This window comes from Sphingomonas sp. VDB2 (assembly GCF_047946695.1).
GTDB lineage: Bacteria > Pseudomonadota > Alphaproteobacteria > Sphingomonadales > Sphingomonadaceae > Sphingobium > Sphingobium bisphenolicum.
The window spans coordinates 204,420-220,878 of the sequence record NZ_CP159616.1; the positions used below are offsets into that span (position 1 = coordinate 204,420).

Consider the following 16,459-nt stretch of genomic DNA (forward strand, 5'->3'; position numbering starts at 1 on the left):
GCAGCGAGACGGCAGGGCGTAGGAAGTTCCCGAGAGGATGACCATGAAGCTCGGCATATGCAGTATGTGGGGGGACCGGCTGGAAAGATTTCGCGAAGAGGTCCGTCTTGCCGCCGATCTCGGTTTTGAGCTGATCAGCGTAGGCGATTCGCCGGCGGGTTGGCACGAACTCTATGTGTCGCTGACCCTCGCCGCGCTTGACGCCCCGAAAGCGACTTTGGCGCCACTGGTCACCTCGCCCTTCATGCGGCACCCGCTGGTGACGGCCTCCGCCCTGAGCACGATCGACGATCTCTCCGGTGGGCGCGTGGCGCTGGGCCTGGCGACTGGCGGCAGCACGGTTATGGCGATCGGGCGGCCGCCCGCCACGCAACGAGAAATCCGCATGGAACTGGCGGCGCTGCGCGATCTGTTCGCCGGACGGCCCACGCATATGGACGGGGCGCAGATCAAGCCGCTGCGCTTCGCCCGCCCGATTCCCATCTATTATTCCGCCTTCGGTCCCAAGGCGTTGGCGCTGGCGGGCGAGCAGGCCGACGGCGTCATATTGTTCGCGGGCGAACGCCATCTCGACGCGCTCAAGGACCGGATCGATACCGTCCGGGCCGCGGCGCAGGCGTCCGGGCGCGATCCCCTGTCGATCGATATCTGGGTCGTTTCCTTCGCCTCGATCCGTCCCACACGGGCCGAGGCTATCGAGGATCTCAAGGCGTTCATCGTCGTCAATGGCATGGCCTTTCGCACGCCCGAAACCCTGGCGCGTGTCCCGACGCAGTTTCGTGGAAAGATCGATGCGTTGCACGCGCGCTATGATCCGACCGAACATGTGGTCGTGGGCGGCAGGAATGTGGCCCTGATGGAGGAATTGGGTCTGACCGAGTTTCTGGCGGACTTCGATACGCTGGCCGGGCCGGTCGATGCGGCCGTGGATATGCTGCGGCGCATCGAGGCGATGGGTGTCTCGACCTTCATCGCGGCCTTGCCTGGGCACGCTGCGCCGCTAGAAACCATTCGCGGGCTTGCCCGAGCGCGGAGCATGATGTGACACTGGATCTACTGCATCTGAGCGAAGACGAAGCAGCGGGCATCGCGGCAGTGCTGCGATCCCGGTCGCTTGGCGACATGATGGAGGCGGCGGAGGCGATGACGGTGGCGGCGCATGGCCGTCGCGTGACCTACTCCCGCAAGGTTTTCATTCCACTCACCAAATTATGCCGCGACGTGTGCCACTATTGCACTTTTGCTACCACGCCGGCCCGCGCGGGTGACGCCTATCTCAGTCGGGACGAGGTTCTGGCCATCGCCCGCGCCGGCGCGGCGGCTGGCTGCCGGGAAGCCCTCTTCACGCTCGGCGATCGACCCGAGGCCCGCTATGCCGCTGCGCGCGAGGCTCTTGCGGGGCTTGGGCATGACTCGACCCTGTCCTATCTGGCCGAAATGGCGGAGACGGTGTTCCGTGAGACCGGCTTGCTGCCGCATCTCAATCCCGGCCTGATGGACAGCGAGGACTATGCGCAGTTACGGCCGCATGCCGCTTCCATGGGCATCATGCTGGAAAGCAACTCGGATCGCCTGTGCGCGCGGGGCGGCCCGCATTTCGGCTCGCCCGATAAGCAGCCGGCCCTGCGATTGGCCGCCATCGAGGACGCCGGACGGGCGCGCGTGCCGTTCACGACCGGCCTGCTGATCGGCATCGGCGAAACCCGCGACGATCAGGTGGAGGCGCTGGTCGCCATTCGCGATCTGCATCGCCGCTACGGCCATGTTCAGGAAGTCATCATCCAGAATTTCCGGGCAAAGCCGGGAACGCGCATGGCGGATCATGCCGAACCGTCGCTCGACGATCATCTCTGGGCCATCGCCGCCGCGCGGATCATCCTGGGGCCGGAGATGACGATCCAGGCGCCGCCCAATCTCCACGACCGCGTCGATCTGGCGCCGCTGATCCGGGCCGGCGTCAATGACTGGGGCGGGGTGTCGCCCGTGACGCCCGACCATGTAAACCCGGAGGCGCCCTGGCCGCATCTGGAGATATTGGAAGAGGCCACCCGGTCCGCAGGCCGCCTATTGATGCAGCGGCTCGCCATCGGCCCGCGCTATGCCCTTGCCGCGCGCGATTGGGCGGCGCCGGCCATCGCCACGCAAATCCTGCGCGCCATCGACGGACGGGGATTGCCCAAGGTCGATGACTGGTTCGCGGGGCATGGCGATCCCGCGCCCGACACCATGGTGGTGGAACCGATTCTCGCCTCCCGATCGATCCTGTCGATCCTTGATGCCGCGGAGGAAGGCGAACGGCTGAGCGAAGCGGACATCGTCACCCTGTTCGATGCCGAGCAGGATGATTTCGCCGCCATTGTCGATCGGGCCGACCGGTTGCGGCGGCAGGCCGTCGGCGACACGCTGACCTATGCGGTCAACCGCAATATCAACTATACCAATATCTGCCTCTATAAATGCGGCTTCTGCGCCTTTTCCAAGGGCAGCACCAAGGCGATGCGCGGGCCTGCCTACAGGCTGGACATGGAAGAGGTTGGACGCCGCGCGGCAGAGGCCTGGGTCCGCGGCGCGACCGAAGTCTGCCTGCAGGGCGGGATTCATCCCGACTATGACGGGCATACCTATCTCAATGTCCTCAAGACGGTGCGCGAGGCTGCGCCGGATATTCATATCCATGCCTTTTCGCCGCTCGAAGTGACGCATGGCGCCCGCACGCTCGGCCTGCCGCTGGAGGATTATCTGGCGCGGCTGAAGGAAGCGGGGCTCTCCACGCTGCCCGGTACGGCGGCGGAGATACTGGACCCCGAAGTTCGCGATATCATCTGCCCGGACAAGGTGACGGCGGACGAATGGATCGAGGTGATGCGCGTTGCGCATGGCGTCGGCCTGCGCAGCACGGCCACGATCATGTTCGGCCATGTCGAGGAATATAAGCATTGGGCGCGCCATCTGATCCGCATTCGCGGATTGCAGGAAGAGACCGGCGGCTTCACCGAATTCGTGCCGCTGCCCTTCGTCCATATGGAATCGCCGATCTGGCGCAAAGGGCTGGCGCGATCGGGGCCCAGCTATCGCGAAGCGGTGCTGATGCACGCCGTGGCGCGCATCGTGCTGCATCCCGTGATCCCCAATATCCAGGTGTCCTGGGTGAAGATGGGACCGGAGGGAGCCGCGGCGATTCTGAAGGCGGGTGCCAACGATATGGGCGGCACGCTGATGGATGAATCGATCACCCGGGCCGCCGGTGGCGTCAACGGGCAGGAATTCGGCCCCAGGGAAATGCAGGCCCTGGCGGTATCCGTCGGGCGACCTGTGCGCCAACGCACCACGCTTTACGAGCCGGTGCGCGCGCGTCGCGCCGTCTTGGCTGAACCATCGTGACCGATCTGTATCATTGATCGCCCGCTCAATTGAAGGACAATATATGACTCTTCCCGCCATTGCCGTCGTCGGCGGCACCGGTAATCTGGGCGCTGCGATCGCCTGGCGGCTGGCGCGTGCCGGCTATCCCGTGACGATCGGATCGCGGAACGCGGAAAGCGCGGAAAAGGCCGCCGCTGAATTGGGGCATGGCTTGCGGGCCGGCGCCAATGTGGATGTCGTCGCGCATGCGGACATCATCATCGTGACGGTGCCCTTTGCCGCGCAAGAGGCGACGCTTCGCGACATCGCGCCGCATGTCGTCGGCAAATTGGTCGTGGATACGACCGTTCCGCTCGTTCCACCCAAGGTGATGCGGGTCCAGTTGCCGGATGAAGGCTCCGCCGCCCAAAAGGCGCAGGCGGTGCTGGGAGAGGGCGTGACGCTCGTGTCCGCGTTCCACAATGTCGCCGCGCACAAGCTGGCCAGGGACATCGATGTCGGCTGCGACGTGCTGGTCTTCGGCGACGACAAGGATGCGCGCGGTCGCATCGTGGCGCTGGCCGATGCCATGGGATTGAGGGGGCTTCACGGCGGCGCGCTGGTAAACTCGGCGGCCGCCGAAGCGCTCACGTCGATCCTGATTTTCATGAACAAGACCTATAAGGTTGACGGCGCGGGCATTCGTATCACAGGAGATTTGATCCCGCCCGAGGCTTGAGGTGTATTCGATGATCGAGATCGTACCGTTGACCGGAATTGGAGAGGTCAGACCGGGCGATGATCTGGCGGACATTCTGCATGTGGCGCTTGATCGGTGCGGTATTGAACCCCGCGTCGGCGACCTTCTGGTCGTGACGCAAAAGATCGTGTCCAAGGCAGAGGGACGTTTCGTGTCGCTGGCTGATGTGGAGCCGGGGGAAGAGGCGCGGCGCCTGGCGGATATCACGCGCAAAGATGCGCGGCTGGTGCAACTGGTGCTGGACGAATCTAGCGCCATCCTGCGTGCCGTGCCGCACGTCCTGATCGCGCGGCACCGGCTGGGTCATGTCATGGCGAATGCCGGGATCGATCGTTCCAACATCGGGGCGGGGGAGGGCGATCGCGCCTTGCTCCTGCCGGTCGATCCCGATGGAACGGCGTCGCATCTGCACGCCCGACTGGGCCTGCCCGTCGTCATCTCGGACAGTTTTGGCAGACCCTGGCGGATGGGTGTGGTGGCGGTCGCCATCGGCGCTGCCGGATTGCCGGCGTTGCAGGATCGCAGGGGCGAACTGGATCGCGATGGGCGGACGCTCGAAGTCACGCAGGTCGCTCTGGCCGATATCGTCGCGACGGCCGCCTGCCTCGCCACCGGAGAAGGCGCGGAAGGCATACCGGCGGCTCTTGTGCGGGGCTGCCCGTTGACCGGCCCGGAACGTCCCGCCGCCGATCTGGTGCGTCCCGTTCATGAAGATCTGTTCGCATGAAGCGCGTCGTTGTTCTCACCGGCGGCGTGGGCGGCGCGAAGCTGGTTCTGGGCCTTTCACGCCTCATCGCGGGCGACGGGCTGACAGCGATCGTCAACACCGGGGATGACTTCCGGCATCTGGGGCTGCATATATCGCCTGACATCGACACCCTGCTCTATACGCTGTCCGGCAAGGCGAACGGCGCGCAGGGCTGGGGGCGGGAAGGCGAAAGCTGGGGCTTCATGGCGGCCCTGCGCGAATTGGGCGGGGATGACTGGTTTCAACTCGGCGATGGCGACCTGGCGCTGCATGTGGCGCGGACCCATGCCCTGGCACAGGGGCAGACCCTGTCGCAGATCACCGCGCGATTTGCCGACCGGTTGGGCATAGCGACCCGGATATTGCCCATGAGCGACCAGACAGTAGCCACGATATTGGCTACGGACCAGGGACGGCTTGAGTTTCAACGCTATTTCGTCGAACAGCGTTGCGCGCCGGCCGTGCGACACATCATGTTCGTGGGCGCTGCGCACGCCGTTCCCGCCCCCGGCGTCATCGAGGCGATCCAGTCGGCCGACGCTGTATTACTGGCCCCATCCAACCCATTTCTCAGTATCGATCCGTTGCTTGCGGTGCCCGGTATGCGCTCGGCGATCGAACAGGCCAAGGCGCCCGTCATCGCCGTATCTCCGCTCGTCGGCGGCACGGCGGTCAAAGGCCCGACCGCCAAGCTGATGCAGGAATTGGGCATGGCGGTCGATAATGACAGCATCGCACGGCATTATGCCGGGCTGATCGACGGTATCTTGATCGATAGCGGAGACCGTTGCGAGGCGCCGGACATCGTCGTTGGGCGTTGCGCGACCCTGATGACGACCCTGGATGACAAGATACGCGTGGCGCAGGCGGCGCTCGATCTCGCGATCGCCCTTCGTCCGTGACGGACTGGGCTGCTCTCGTCCCTTTGAAACAGGGAGTGGAAAGTAAATCGCGGCTTCGGGACGCGCTGGAACCAGCCGAGCGCATGGCGCTGGCGTCGGCGATGGCCGCACGGGTCATGACCTGCCTGTCCAAAGCGGATGCGATCAATTCCCTATATTTGCTTGCGCCGACGGTCGTGCCTGAATGGCCGTCGCATTGGTTGCCCGACAGCGGCAGAGGCCTCAATCCAGAGTTGGAGGGCGCGCGCGCACAATTGGGCAACCGCCCCTTGCTCGTGATCCATGCCGATTTGCCGCATCTCACGGTGGAAGATGTCCAGGTCTTGCTGGCGGCCGCAGACGACTGCGGCTGTGCCTTCGCGCCGGATCGGCACGGACGCGGTACAAATGCGGTGGCAATCCGGGATGCCAACCCTTTCCGCTTCGTTTTCGGTGAGGATAGTCTGATGTCCCACAGACAGCAGCGTCCGGCAGCGGCGATCGTGGAACGGGCCGGCCTTGGCTTCGATGTCGATACGCCTGCCGATTTGGCTGAGCTTCATGATATGTTCTCGGCAAGGCAAGACTGAAATCTTGACCTGCGCTTTCCTTCCCAAGGAAAGGTGTGGTCGAAACGATCCCCGCCATTCTGCCCGCCAATCTGAAAATCAGGGAGGATCGGTCGATGAAACTGAACGTGGGCGTGCCCAACAGCATGCATGTTGCGGCGATGACGCAAGCTTGGGAATATAGCCTGACCGGGGACGACATCGGACAGGCGATGGCGATGGCCGATCAGCTTGGCTTTAACAAGTGCATGTTGGGCGAACATTTCATCATTCCGCAGGAGCATATCGGCCTGTCGGGCGACCATTATGTCCATGGCACGGTTGCCCTCTCCTTCCTGGCCGGCCGCACCAAGACGATGAAATTGAGCTCCTCGGTGTCGATCCTGCCGCTACAGAGCCCGATCGTCCAGGCCAAGGCCTGGTCGACGCTCGACTGGCTGAGCGGCGGTCGCGCCACGGCACTGTTCGGCGTCGGCTGGCTGAAGGAAGAGTTCGACATGCTGAATGTCGACTTTCACCAGCGTGGACGCATGGCCGATGAATATATCGCCGCGATCATCGAATTGTGGACGTCGGAAAAGCCCGAATTTGAAGGCGAGTTCGTTCAGTTCAGGAATGTCGGTTTCGCGCCCAAGCCGGTGCAGCAACCCCGCTTGCCGATCTGGCTCGGGGGAGACGCCGAACCGGTGCTCCGCCGCGTGGCGAAATTTGGCGACGGCTGGTCGCCCTTCCGCACGCCGCCGGAGAAATTTCCCGAATGCCTCGACTTCATCCGTTCGCAGCCCGAATATGACGGACGGCCGATCGACCTGTTCTTTGCGCTGGAAATGCTCAATGTCGGTGCGCATCATGAGATCATGGACGACCCGCGCGCGCCCGGAACGCGGGATGCGCAAAAGGTCATTGATCAGGTGGGCTGGCTGAAGGAACTGGGGGTCAATGAAACCATCGTTCCGCTGCCGCCGGGCATATCCGGGCTGACCGAATATCTCGATCGGCTCCAGTGGGTGGCAGAGGAAATCATGCCCAAAATCTGAAACCTGCCGGGGGAAAGGCGCGGGCGGCTGCGATTTTCCCCCATGGATATCGAAAGAAGGATCGGGAGGACGTGATGGCCCAATATGATGTTGTGGTGGTAGGGTCGGGCGCGGCCGGCATGACGGCGGCGATCAGGGCCGCGTCTGCCGGGCTGTCGGTTCTCGTGCTGGAAAAGGCGGAACATTTCGGCGGCACCACATCGGTTTCGGGCGGCGGCATCTGGATCCCCGACAGCCCGCAGGCCAGGGCGGCGGGTGTCGAGGACAGCCGCGCCGTGGCGCGCCAATATGTACTGGACGTGATCGGACCGACGGCCGACCCCGCGCTGATCGACGCCTATCTCGATGCGGGTCCGGAAATGGTGGAATGGCTGGACAAGAACAGCCAGGTGCATTTCCTGCTCTCGCCGCCCAGCAGCGACTGGTATCCGGAAATCGCTGGAGCGTCCGATCATGGCCGTCTGCTGTCGCCGCAGGAGTATGACGGCAAGAAGCTGGGCGATCATTTCGCCGAGCTGCGTCCCGCACGCGAGGAGTTCAACGCGCCGGGTGGCTTCATGATCGATCTGTTCGATCTTCCCTATCTGGCGGACATGCCCTCGCCCAAGTCGCTGTTCCATTTCGGCAAGCTGGCCGCGAAGTTCGGCCTGGACAAGGTGCGTCGCTATCCGCGCGGCACGCGGCTGACCATGGGGAATGCGCTGGCGGCGCGGCTGATCCGGTCGGCTATCGATGCCGGTGTCACGCTGCGCAAGGACGCGGCCGTCGACCGGCTGTTGGTGAAGGCCGGCCGCGTGACCGGCGTGCGCGTCAATGGTGAGGATATTGCGGCCAAGCTGGGCGTCCTGCTGGCGTCGGGCGGCTTTTCCGCCAGCGAGCAATTGCGCAAGGCCTATATCCCCTATGCCGAGGAGCATGTCTCGATCCTGCCCTATGAAAATACCGGCGACGGGATGAATATGGGGCTGGAGGCCGGCGCGTCGCTGGACGGCGAAAACCTGGTCAACGCCGTCTGGGCCGTGGTGTCGAAGATGACGCGGCCGGATGGCTATGTCGCGCGCTACGCCCATCTGATCGACATGTCGAAGCCCGGCTGCATCGCGGTCGATGCGAAGGGCGAGCGGTTCGGGAATGAAGCCTCTGTCCATTTCGTGGAGGCCATGCATAAGAGCGGCACCGTGCCCGCCCACATCATCGGCGACGCCGCCTTCATCAAGAAATATGGCATGGGCATGGTCTATCCCGGCGGTGGCGGCCTGAAGAAACTGATCGCGGCGGGCTATGTCATAGAGGCGCCCAGCCTGCGCGAACTGGCCGGCAAGATCGGGGTCGATGCTGACGGGCTGATGGCCACGGTTGCGAAAATGAACCGCTATGCCGAAACCGGCAAGGATCCCGACTTCGGCAAGGGCGACACGCAGATCGACATCGAGATCGGCGATCCCAAACATAAGCCCAACCCATGCCTGGGCCGGGTGGAAACCGCGCCCTTCTACGCCATCAAAATCTATCCGGGCGACGGATCGACGACCGTGGGCCTCAAGATCGACGCGCAGTGCCGCGTGATCGGCACCGATGGCGCGCCGGTGGAGGGATTGTTCGCAGCAGGGCTTGACGCCAATTCCATCTGGCGCGGCAAATCACCGGCCCATGGCTGCAATGTCGGCCCGGCCATGGTGACTGGCTTCATCGCGGGCAAAGCCATGGCCGAGACACTCGTACCGGCCTGACACTTTTTGGGTGGGGCGAAACGGCGGAAGCCGGGATCAGGGATAATCCCCGATCCCGGCTTCCGCCGTTTCAACGCTTGAGATCGCCGCTGGCTGCTATGCCGGTTCGGCAACCATGCCCGCGCGCGCCCGGGCGGTCGCCACCAGTTTGAACAGGCCCGCATTATAGTCGGTCAGTTGCTCCATGGTCAGGTCTCGATAGGGCGTCATCGGACAGAGCGAGTCCACCACGTCCCAGAAGGGCTCGATCTTTTCGAGCACTTCGTCCACTGGCCCGCAGGTCACGAAGGCCTCGACCATCTCGTCGGAGACATTACCGATAACCTTGCCGATGTCGCCATGCTCGCCCAGGCTGAGCTGGCAGGCGCGCGCCTGATCGCCAAAGCCGATTGCCTCGAAGAAGGGCTCATATTCCTTGTAGCCGGAATAGGCCGCGACGGTGGCGCGGCTGTCGTCGATCGCCTTCTGCTTGTCGTCATTGACCGCGATCCACGGCCAGGCGTTGATTTCGATATCCTCGCGCTTGCGGCCATATTTGGCGAGCGTGTCGGTGATGAAGGGCAGCCGGCTCCTGGTATAGGCGGCCGACCATAGGGCATGGACCATCAGGCCGTCACCGACCTCCAGCGCCAGCGCGGTCATCTTGTCCTGCAGCGCGGCGATCCAGATCGGAATCTCTTCCCGCACCGGGGGGGCGGTCAGCATCATCTCCTCGAAATCGGCGGAGAAATATTCCCCCGTGACCGGATCGAGTCCTTTATGCGCGTTGGCGATGACATAGCGGATGACCTTCACGCTTTCGCGCAGGTGGGACAGCAGTTTGCGTTCCGGCTCCCCATACATGCCCGTGACGCAGCTCTTGATGCTGGAACCCAGTCCCAGCACGAAGCGGCCGCCGGAAATACGATCTACGTCCATCGCCGCATAGGCGGTCTCGACCGGACTGCGCGTTCCGGCGATGGCGACGCCCGTCCCTACTTTCAGGCTGCTGGTCAGCGCGGCCGTGGCGGCCATCGGTACGAAGGGCGGCCCGTAGATCTGCAGCGAAAAGCAGCCTTCGAAGCCCGCCTGTTCCATCTGCTGGCCGATACCCGCCATGGCGGGGGCGGGCAGGGTAGGCATGACGGCCCACCAGCGGCGTTCGCCGCCGACAGCATTGACCAGCTTGGACATGGCGTCTCCGAAAAAGAAAAAAGAGCGGACGTTGCCGTCCGCCCATGGGGAAGATCAGAACTGGAACAGTTCCTTGCGCAGACCGATGATGTCGCTGCAATCGGCGCTGACATTGTCGCGATAGGCGAAATCGCCCTTATCCTGCCGATCCGCCAGCTCCATCATCGCCATACGATAGCGCTGCCCGGCCTGGTCGAACTTGCTGTGCAAATCCTTGCGGTCGGTATGGCGCATGTAGCGCGGGCTTTGCGGGGACGTCATATAGCTGTCCTGCCGCGACACCTTGTAGCCCGCCTTGGGCATGACATGGCGGAACATCAGGCCCGCATTGGACGTGTTCATGACCATTTCCATCCGCGTGCGGTCCCGCGTTTCGGGCGTGCAGGGGTGGAACAGCGGGACATCGTCGCCGGGGCTGAACCGGCCATAGGCGATGGCGCAGTGCGAGCGCAGATAGATGCGGATCACCTGCCGCACATTCTGGGTCGGCTGCTTGATACCGCTGAAGAACTTCATCACCGGGGCGACCGACTTGTTGACGCAGGTGCGGACCATCGTGACGGTCTCGCTGTCGTAGAAGGTTTCCACGGTTTCGCTGTCCGACCGTTCGTCGCCGACGACGTCGGCGTGCAGGAAGTCGGCATGGGTCAGGTCGATCAGGTTTTCCAGGCTGATCGGCGCCGAGCTTTCGAAGCGGACGGTCGCGGTCATGTGGCGCGGCAGGCCGCCCTTGGGCGGGAGGAAGGGCAGGCTGGGCAAATGGCGGGGATCGGCGGCCAGCGGATTGCCGAACCATACCCAGACGACGCCATAATGCTCCATCACCGGATAGCGGCCCTGGGCGTTGGTGAACTCGCTTTTGTCACGGGCGATCCGCTCGTTGGGATGGAACTCGCTCGCCACGGCCACGCCATTGTCGCGCCACAGGAAGATGGGGTGCGAATAGATGGCGCGACGGACGGGCTTGCCGGTCACGGAATAATCATGCGCTACCGGAAACCAGCTATCGCGCATCACCAGATTATGCGGCACCCAACGGTTGATGGCGTTTAGCGCGATCGGGCTGCCACCCGATGGCGCGGTGGAGTTATCGTCGTGCGAGACGGGACGATCGGCGGTTTCGAGCATCTTCAAATCCTCCTTCAGGCCGCTACGGTCTGATCATGGGTCGCGGGCGTGGTTTCCAGCATCACCTTGCGCAAATCCTCGCCATGCAGCGAGACGGTGGGCTTGGTGGCGCGCAATTTCGATCCGTCGACCGATGCGAGCACCGACAGCGGATTGATCCCGCGCAGCACGGCGCCGCGCACGCCCGGATGGCGCACGCCCAGCTCGGCGCGCCAGCGTACCGCCGTCACGCCCCGCGCCGAGGGCACGGGCGAAAGAACGGCATGGAGCAGGTCGTTGAACTGGTCGTCGCGCAGCGTCAGTTGCGTTTCGCCGGTCAGCGGATGGGTGCGCGTCAGCAGGGTGAGCGGAAATTCGGCCACGAAATGCGACGGCCAGTGCAGTGGATGCCACTGGCAGTTGCGCTCCATCACCAGCAGGCCGTCTTCCTCGTGCAGTTCCGACATCAGATAGGGGCTGAAGCGGACGCCGCGGATCGACAGGATCAGGCCGGGATCGTCATAGAGCGCGTTCAGATATTCCTGATGGCTGCAACTGACATTGACCGTGCCGACATAGGTATATTTCGGGTCGGCGCTGAGCGGCGCCTGCGCCTTGGGATTGAGGCAGACCCGCACGAATCCGGCCTGTTCGGTCACGGCAAAGGCATTGGCCTTGTAGATCGGCGGGAATTTCTGCTGATCCTTCATGTTCGGGATTTCCTTGAGGCGCCCCGTCTCGCCGTCATAGCTCCAGCCATGATAGCCGCACTGGATCAGGCCATTATCGCGGATGCAGCCGAGCGACAGCGGCGCGCGACGATGCGGGCAGCGATCCTCAAGCGCGCGGGCGATGCCCTGATTGTCGCGCCACAGCACGACCGGCTGATCGCCGATATCGACGGACAGGGGCTTTTGAGAGGTCACTTCCTCGGACCGTGCGACAGCCCACCAAAGATCAGAATCGAAACTCATAGCGCTATCCACTCTCCTTTCGATTAAATTGACGGATGACAATTTATATGTCAACGTCTTTTCGCTATGGATTTGCTGATGCTCGATCGCCCCCAGCGCACACGCGGCCGCCCCGCGCTCAATGCCGTCGAGGCCGTGGACGAGGACAAGTTGCTGGGTCTGGCCTTCGCGACTTTCGCGGAACGCGGATATGAGGGCACGACGCTGCGTGATCTGTCGAAGCGGCTGGGTGTCAGCCACAATCTCCTGAATGTCCGGTTTGGCCGGAAGGAGGATTTGTGGATACGTGCGGTCGACTGGCGTATGGCGCAGGCCTCCCCCTTCGTCGAAGCCGCCTTTGACGAACCGGCCGATCCGGAAGTGCGGCTGCGCCACCTGATCCAGCGTTTCTGCCTCTGGGCGACGAACAATGGCGACATCGTGTCGCTGACCAATGTGGAAGGCTGTCGTTCGACCTGGCGGCTTGACCATATCGTCGAACATTTCGTGCTGCCGTTCCAGCGGCGGCTCGACGGCCTGCTCGACGCGGTGCGGCTCCAGCGGCCGGTGCATGGCTTGTCGACGGCCGCATTGATGGCGCTGCTGGTGCAGGGGGTCGGCTATTATTTCTGCGCCGTGCCGATGCAGGAACGGCTGGGGGCCGGGCGGGAAGTGGATGATATCCATGCCGCCGAACATGCGGACAGGCTGGCCGCCTTCCTGCTCGCTGCCCTTCTTCCGCCGGTCGCCTGACCAGAGCGAAAGAAGGGCAGTAGCACATCTGCTTACTTGTAGGGATCGACCGGCTGGGGGACTTCCACCACGCCGATGTCCTTCAGCATGGTCAGTACGTCGGAAATGCTGAAGATGCTGACGATCTTGTCGTCCTTGAACTTGACGATCGAGAACCAGTTGACCTGAAACGCGTTGCCGGTCGGCTGCACGCCCATATAGGGTCCGCCGACATGCTTGCAGTAGTGGGTGGCGTAGATCCAGATTTCATCCTCGCCCTTGCCGACCGCGTCGATCGTCTTGTAGGCGGCGGGGAAGAAGGTCTTGTAGAGCGCGACCGGCGACGTCTTCCACTGTTCATAGGTGCCCAGATCCGGCCGGTTGGGGTTGCCGTACCGGAAATCGGGATGAAAAAACCGATCCATGCCGTCAAAATCACCGGCATTCAGGGTTTCCTGCAGGTCGGTCCAATGCTTGACCATCTGCTTCTGCTTGTCTGTCAGTACGGTCGAACCCGACACGTCCAGCTGTTCACGAATATCTTCTTTCCAGGCCACGATAGTCCTCTCTCATACATTCAGGATTGATATTATGCTCAGTCTTCAGGAGCGATGGTGATCGTGAGGCCCGAAAGGGCTTCCGTCATCATGACCTGACAGGACAGGCGCGAATAGTCGTTGCGGTGCGGCGATCCATCCAGCAGATCGTTTTCGTCGTCCGATACCGGGGGCAGGGAAGCAGCGAAGGCCGGGTCGACATAGACATGGCAGGTCGCGCAGGAACAGCAGCCGCCACAAAGCGCCAGCAACTCATCGAAACCGGAATCGCGTATGGCTTCCATGACCGAGCTATCGGCGGATGCATTGATCGTCTGCTGTGCGCCGTCACGGGTAATGACATTCAGTTCGGGCATGACATTCCTCTGCTGGAATCGGAAGCGATGGCCCCTCCTAATCGGGGGAAGCTCGTTTCCCGCCTGTCGAAAGGCAGGTCGTGAACGCTGCTATTTCACCTCGACCTGCACCGGGAACCGATCGAAATAGAAAGCGAAGGGACGGCGCAATTCCTCGCCGGTCACATGGAAATCGCGTTCCAGATCGTAGACGATCTTGCCTTTGGTCTGCTCGCCATGCTCGGCCAGATAGTCGTGCAGATCGGCCAGAGCCTCATCGGTCAGCGGGATATCGGCAATGCGATAAATCTCCTTCAGGATCGGATCGGGATTTCTGATCCAGTCATGGAAATAGACGTCGATCGTCTGGTCGGGGGGCAGGATGTCGCGATCCCGCACGCAGGCGCGGAGCAGCTTCTCATAGCGGTCGGGCCAGTAGCCGAGCGGTTCCTGGATATCGACCGTCTTGCGCAACATGCGCGCCGCATAGCTGTACATGGTGAGCTGTGACCGGATCGACCCGACCGGATCGCGATGGGTCAGGACGAAGGTGGCATCGGGAAAAGTCTTATGGAGGGCGGGCAACTGCTCCATATGCTGCGGGCATTTGATGACCCAGCGGTTCGGTCCGTTCAGGAAGGTCAGGACCTGAAGCCCCTTCTTCAGATAGGCATAGGTGCCCGACTGGTCGTGGCTCAGATAATAGTCGCGCCAGCGCGGCACATGCGCGAGCCACTCGATCAGATAGGAGGAGAAGTCGACCGCCTGAAGCTCGATATCCTCGCTGATATGATCGGGCGAAAACTCGTGCATGATCGCCATATAGGGCAGGATGGATTCCATCATGCGCCAGCCCTGTTCTGCCTTGGTCCAGCGCGGATTGCTGTCCTGGTCGGTCGGAGTTTCGTCCGGGGCGGGAACCGGCGCGATCGCTTCCCACCAGGGCAGGGACCGGAACCGGCGATCGGCCGACAGCAGGCCGAGCAGATGCGTCGTGCCCGATCGGGGAAGGCCCGCGACGATGATCGGCCGGTCGATCTGGATCTCCAATATCTCCGGATGGCGCTTCACCATGTCCTCGATCCGCAGGCGCGTCGCGGCAAAGCGGATCATCATCTGGAACAGATTGGCGCGCGTGACCGCAGAAGCGTTGGCATCCTCGTCCACCGCCTGGCACCAGACGGCCAGCCGCTCGCGAAAATCCTCCGCGCCGAAATCCGACAGCCCGGTCTGCGCCTGCGCCGCGGCCAGGATGACCTCCGGCTTCAGGATTATCTGACCCGCCGCCGCTTCGGCCCCGGCCATCACCTGCTTCTGGACATCGGTCAGCACGGGGTGATGCAGGTCGGTAATGTCGATGATGTTACGGCGCGCGGCCTCTTCCTGCACGGCACTGCCCATGTCGCTCTCCTTTTATCGATGCGCCATCTAAAAGCACGGACCCTTTCTTCCGCAAGGTGCGCAGCCATCGCCGCTGCGCCAAATGCTCCGCAAAAGCGCCATGCCATGCAGCGATGGCATCGCGGCGGGCGAAACTGTTCGGAGAGGTTGGATGAACGCTGTTTCCCAGGTCTATGATCTGCCCGTCACGCCGGCCATGGAATGCACGGTCCGGGGTCGGATCGCGCTGCCCGGCGTCGTGATGGAATTGCATCATTACCGCTTCCGCGGCCAGCAGGGCGGGGTCTTTTCGTCGCCGCGCAGCTTTCTCGATCTCGCGCTATCCCCTCGGCCGGGTCGTCCCTGCGGCGGCTATGGCGGGATGAAGGAGGGGAGGGCCAGCGCTCTGGGCGACGTACTGTTCGTCCCGGCCCGAAGCGAACTGCATACCGAGTGGGGCGAGGGCGAACAGACATCCATATGCTGCGGCTTCGACGGGATGGGCTTCGATCATGACGGGCCGGACCTGTCGAAAGACGCCTTGCAGGCTTCGCTCGACGTGCGCAGCCCAGCCGTGCGCGAGGCGCTGCGCCGCATTGCCGGCGAGATTGCGCAACCCGGCTTTTGCAGCGAGATGCTGACGCAAGCGATATGGCTCCAGGCCGCGATCGAATTGCAGCGCTATCTGCACGGTTCGGCGCGCGATGGCGGAACGGGCGTCGGCGGCATGACGCGAACCCAGCTTCAACGCATCGGCGATCGTGTCGAGCAGCCGGGCAAACCCCCGACCGTCGCCGAGCTGGCGGCGGAATGCGGCCTGTCCACCCGGCATTTCTTCCGACAGTTCAAGATCGCCACGGGGCAGACGCTCACCCGCTATGTCGCCGACCGCAAGATCGACCGCGCAAAGCAGTTGCTGCGCCAGGCCCGTCCGGCGATCAAGGTCATCGCCTGGGATTGCGGCTTCGACAGCGCGGCCGCCTTTTCCGCCGCCTTCCGCAAGGCCACCGGACTGACGCCCCGGCAATTTCGCGAGGGCGCGATGCATTGAAGCCAGGGCCGTTTCGCGATGGCATTGGCACGATCGCGAAACTGGGGCCGCTTGTCCATCGGTCCGGTCGCCAGCAATGTTGCGCCAAAGCGCCGCCGCCGTTC

Annotated in this window: 16 protein-coding genes; 10 read left to right on the top strand and 6 right to left on the bottom strand. The window is 63.2% G+C overall.

Annotated features, from left to right (window positions below; all coding sequences use genetic code 11):
- Positions 1 to 37 precede the first annotated feature (37 nt).
- The 8 genes from ABT375_RS19470 to ABT375_RS19505 all read left to right on the top strand — a co-directional run bounded on the left by ABT375_RS19470 (position 38) and on the right by ABT375_RS19505 (position 9,067).
- Entirely contained in the window at positions 38 to 1,045 is a 1,008-nt protein-coding gene (locus ABT375_RS19470; protein WP_416465619.1) for an LLM class flavin-dependent oxidoreductase, read from the top strand.
- Positions 1,042 to 3,381, top strand: coding sequence for a 5-amino-6-(D-ribitylamino)uracil--L-tyrosine 4-hydroxyphenyl transferase CofH (cofH, locus tag ABT375_RS19475; protein ID WP_416465620.1), 2,340 nt, complete (start codon positions 1,042 to 1,044; stop codon positions 3,379 to 3,381). The genes ABT375_RS19470 and cofH overlap by 4 nt, the downstream gene beginning before the upstream one ends.
- Positions 3,382 to 3,424: 43 nt before the next feature.
- Entirely contained in the window at positions 3,425 to 4,081 is a 657-nt protein-coding gene (gene npdG, locus ABT375_RS19480) for an NADPH-dependent F420 reductase (RefSeq protein WP_261937215.1), read from the top strand.
- 10 nt (positions 4,082 to 4,091) lie between these two features.
- Positions 4,092 to 4,829 carry a coenzyme F420-0:L-glutamate ligase gene (gene cofE / locus ABT375_RS19485; RefSeq protein ID WP_261937216.1) on the top strand — a complete coding sequence of 246 codons (738 nt, stop codon included), beginning with the start codon at positions 4,092 to 4,094 and terminating at the stop codon, positions 4,827 to 4,829.
- Positions 4,826 to 5,752, top strand: a complete 927-nt coding sequence (gene cofD, locus ABT375_RS19490) for a 2-phospho-L-lactate transferase (protein ID WP_416465621.1) — start codon at positions 4,826 to 4,828, stop codon at positions 5,750 to 5,752. Before cofE ends, cofD begins: the two co-directional genes overlap by 4 nt.
- The gene (gene cofC / locus ABT375_RS19495; protein ID WP_416465623.1) at positions 5,749 to 6,321 is read left to right on the top strand and encodes a 2-phospho-L-lactate guanylyltransferase; all 573 of its coding nucleotides are present in this window, start codon (positions 5,749 to 5,751) and stop codon (positions 6,319 to 6,321) included. Before cofD ends, cofC begins: the two co-directional genes overlap by 4 nt.
- Positions 6,322 to 6,416: 95 nt before the next feature.
- Entirely contained in the window at positions 6,417 to 7,337 is a 921-nt protein-coding gene (locus ABT375_RS19500; RefSeq protein ID WP_261937218.1) for a TIGR03619 family F420-dependent LLM class oxidoreductase, read from the top strand.
- A gap of 74 nt (positions 7,338 to 7,411) precedes the next feature.
- Entirely contained in the window at positions 7,412 to 9,067 is a 1,656-nt protein-coding gene (locus ABT375_RS19505; RefSeq protein WP_416465625.1) for an FAD-dependent oxidoreductase, read from the top strand.
- A gap of 96 nt (positions 9,068 to 9,163) precedes the next feature.
- Here ABT375_RS19505 and ABT375_RS19510 read toward each other — a convergent pair whose 3' ends face one another.
- The 3 genes from ABT375_RS19510 to ABT375_RS19520 are packed head-to-tail and all read right to left on the bottom strand — an operon-like array spanning position 9,164 to position 12,321.
- A complete protein-coding gene (locus ABT375_RS19510) occupies positions 9,164 to 10,240 on the bottom strand; it encodes an LLM class flavin-dependent oxidoreductase (protein WP_416465627.1) in 1,077 nt (358 codons plus the stop codon).
- Positions 10,241 to 10,294: 54 nt separating this feature from the next.
- Positions 10,295 to 11,368 carry an aromatic ring-hydroxylating dioxygenase subunit alpha gene (locus ABT375_RS19515; protein ID WP_261937221.1) on the bottom strand — a complete coding sequence of 358 codons (1,074 nt, stop codon included), beginning with the start codon at positions 11,366 to 11,368 and terminating at the stop codon, positions 10,295 to 10,297.
- 14 nt (positions 11,369 to 11,382) lie between these two features.
- Entirely contained in the window at positions 11,383 to 12,321 is a 939-nt protein-coding gene (locus tag ABT375_RS19520) for a Rieske 2Fe-2S domain-containing protein (RefSeq protein WP_416465629.1), read from the bottom strand.
- 78 nt (positions 12,322 to 12,399) lie between these two features.
- Between ABT375_RS19520 and ABT375_RS19525 the strand changes: the two genes are divergently transcribed.
- Positions 12,400 to 13,053 (top strand): TetR/AcrR family transcriptional regulator, encoded by a 654-nt coding sequence (locus ABT375_RS19525; protein WP_261937223.1) that lies wholly within the window; start codon positions 12,400 to 12,402, stop codon positions 13,051 to 13,053.
- A gap of 32 nt (positions 13,054 to 13,085) precedes the next feature.
- Here the strand turns inward: ABT375_RS19525 and ABT375_RS19530 are convergent, their stop codons facing one another.
- The 3 genes from ABT375_RS19530 to ABT375_RS19540 all read right to left on the bottom strand — a co-directional run bounded on the left by ABT375_RS19530 (position 13,086) and on the right by ABT375_RS19540 (position 15,325).
- Positions 13,086 to 13,589: an ester cyclase gene (locus tag ABT375_RS19530; RefSeq protein WP_261937224.1), complete on the bottom strand. Its 504-nt coding sequence runs from the start codon at positions 13,587 to 13,589 to the stop codon at positions 13,086 to 13,088.
- A 38-nt stretch (positions 13,590 to 13,627) separates the two neighbouring features.
- Positions 13,628 to 13,945: a 2Fe-2S iron-sulfur cluster-binding protein gene (locus tag ABT375_RS19535; protein ID WP_261937225.1), complete on the bottom strand. Its 318-nt coding sequence runs from the start codon at positions 13,943 to 13,945 to the stop codon at positions 13,628 to 13,630.
- Positions 13,946 to 14,035: 90 nt separating this feature from the next.
- Entirely contained in the window at positions 14,036 to 15,325 is a 1,290-nt protein-coding gene (locus ABT375_RS19540; protein ID WP_416465631.1) for a sulfotransferase family protein, read from the bottom strand.
- 151 nt (positions 15,326 to 15,476) lie between these two features.
- On the opposite strand from ABT375_RS19540, the gene ABT375_RS19545 reads away from it, so the two are divergent.
- Positions 15,477 to 16,355, top strand: a complete 879-nt coding sequence (locus tag ABT375_RS19545; protein ID WP_416465633.1) for a helix-turn-helix transcriptional regulator — start codon at positions 15,477 to 15,479, stop codon at positions 16,353 to 16,355.
- The last annotated feature ends 104 nt before the right edge of the window (positions 16,356 to 16,459 follow it).

Excerpts from the sequence above, each read along its gene's own strand:
- ABT375_RS19470 (WP_416465619.1), top strand. The coding sequence starts at position 38 with ATGACCATGAAGCTCGGCATATGCAGTATGTGGGGGGACCGGCTGGAA.
- npdG (WP_261937215.1), top strand. The coding sequence starts at position 3,425 with ATGACTCTTCCCGCCATTGCCGTCGTCGGCGGCACCGGTAATCTGGGC.
- cofE (WP_261937216.1), top strand. The coding sequence starts at position 4,092 with ATGATCGAGATCGTACCGTTGACCGGAATTGGAGAGGTCAGACCGGGC.
- cofD (WP_416465621.1), top strand. The coding sequence starts at position 4,826 with ATGAAGCGCGTCGTTGTTCTCACCGGCGGCGTGGGCGGCGCGAAGCTG.
- ABT375_RS19500 (WP_261937218.1), top strand. The coding sequence starts at position 6,417 with ATGAAACTGAACGTGGGCGTGCCCAACAGCATGCATGTTGCGGCGATG.
- ABT375_RS19505 (WP_416465625.1), top strand. The coding sequence starts at position 7,412 with ATGGCCCAATATGATGTTGTGGTGGTAGGGTCGGGCGCGGCCGGCATG.
- ABT375_RS19510 (WP_416465627.1), bottom strand. The coding sequence starts at position 10,240 with ATGTCCAAGCTGGTCAATGCTGTCGGCGGCGAACGCCGCTGGTGGGCC.
- ABT375_RS19515 (WP_261937221.1), bottom strand. The coding sequence starts at position 11,368 with ATGCTCGAAACCGCCGATCGTCCCGTCTCGCACGACGATAACTCCACC.
- ABT375_RS19520 (WP_416465629.1), bottom strand. The coding sequence starts at position 12,321 with ATGAGTTTCGATTCTGATCTTTGGTGGGCTGTCGCACGGTCCGAGGAA.
- ABT375_RS19525 (WP_261937223.1), top strand. The coding sequence starts at position 12,400 with ATGCTCGATCGCCCCCAGCGCACACGCGGCCGCCCCGCGCTCAATGCC.
- ABT375_RS19535 (WP_261937225.1), bottom strand. The coding sequence starts at position 13,945 with ATGCCCGAACTGAATGTCATTACCCGTGACGGCGCACAGCAGACGATC.
- ABT375_RS19540 (WP_416465631.1), bottom strand. The coding sequence starts at position 15,325 with ATGGGCAGTGCCGTGCAGGAAGAGGCCGCGCGCCGTAACATCATCGAC.
- ABT375_RS19545 (WP_416465633.1), top strand. The coding sequence starts at position 15,477 with ATGAACGCTGTTTCCCAGGTCTATGATCTGCCCGTCACGCCGGCCATG.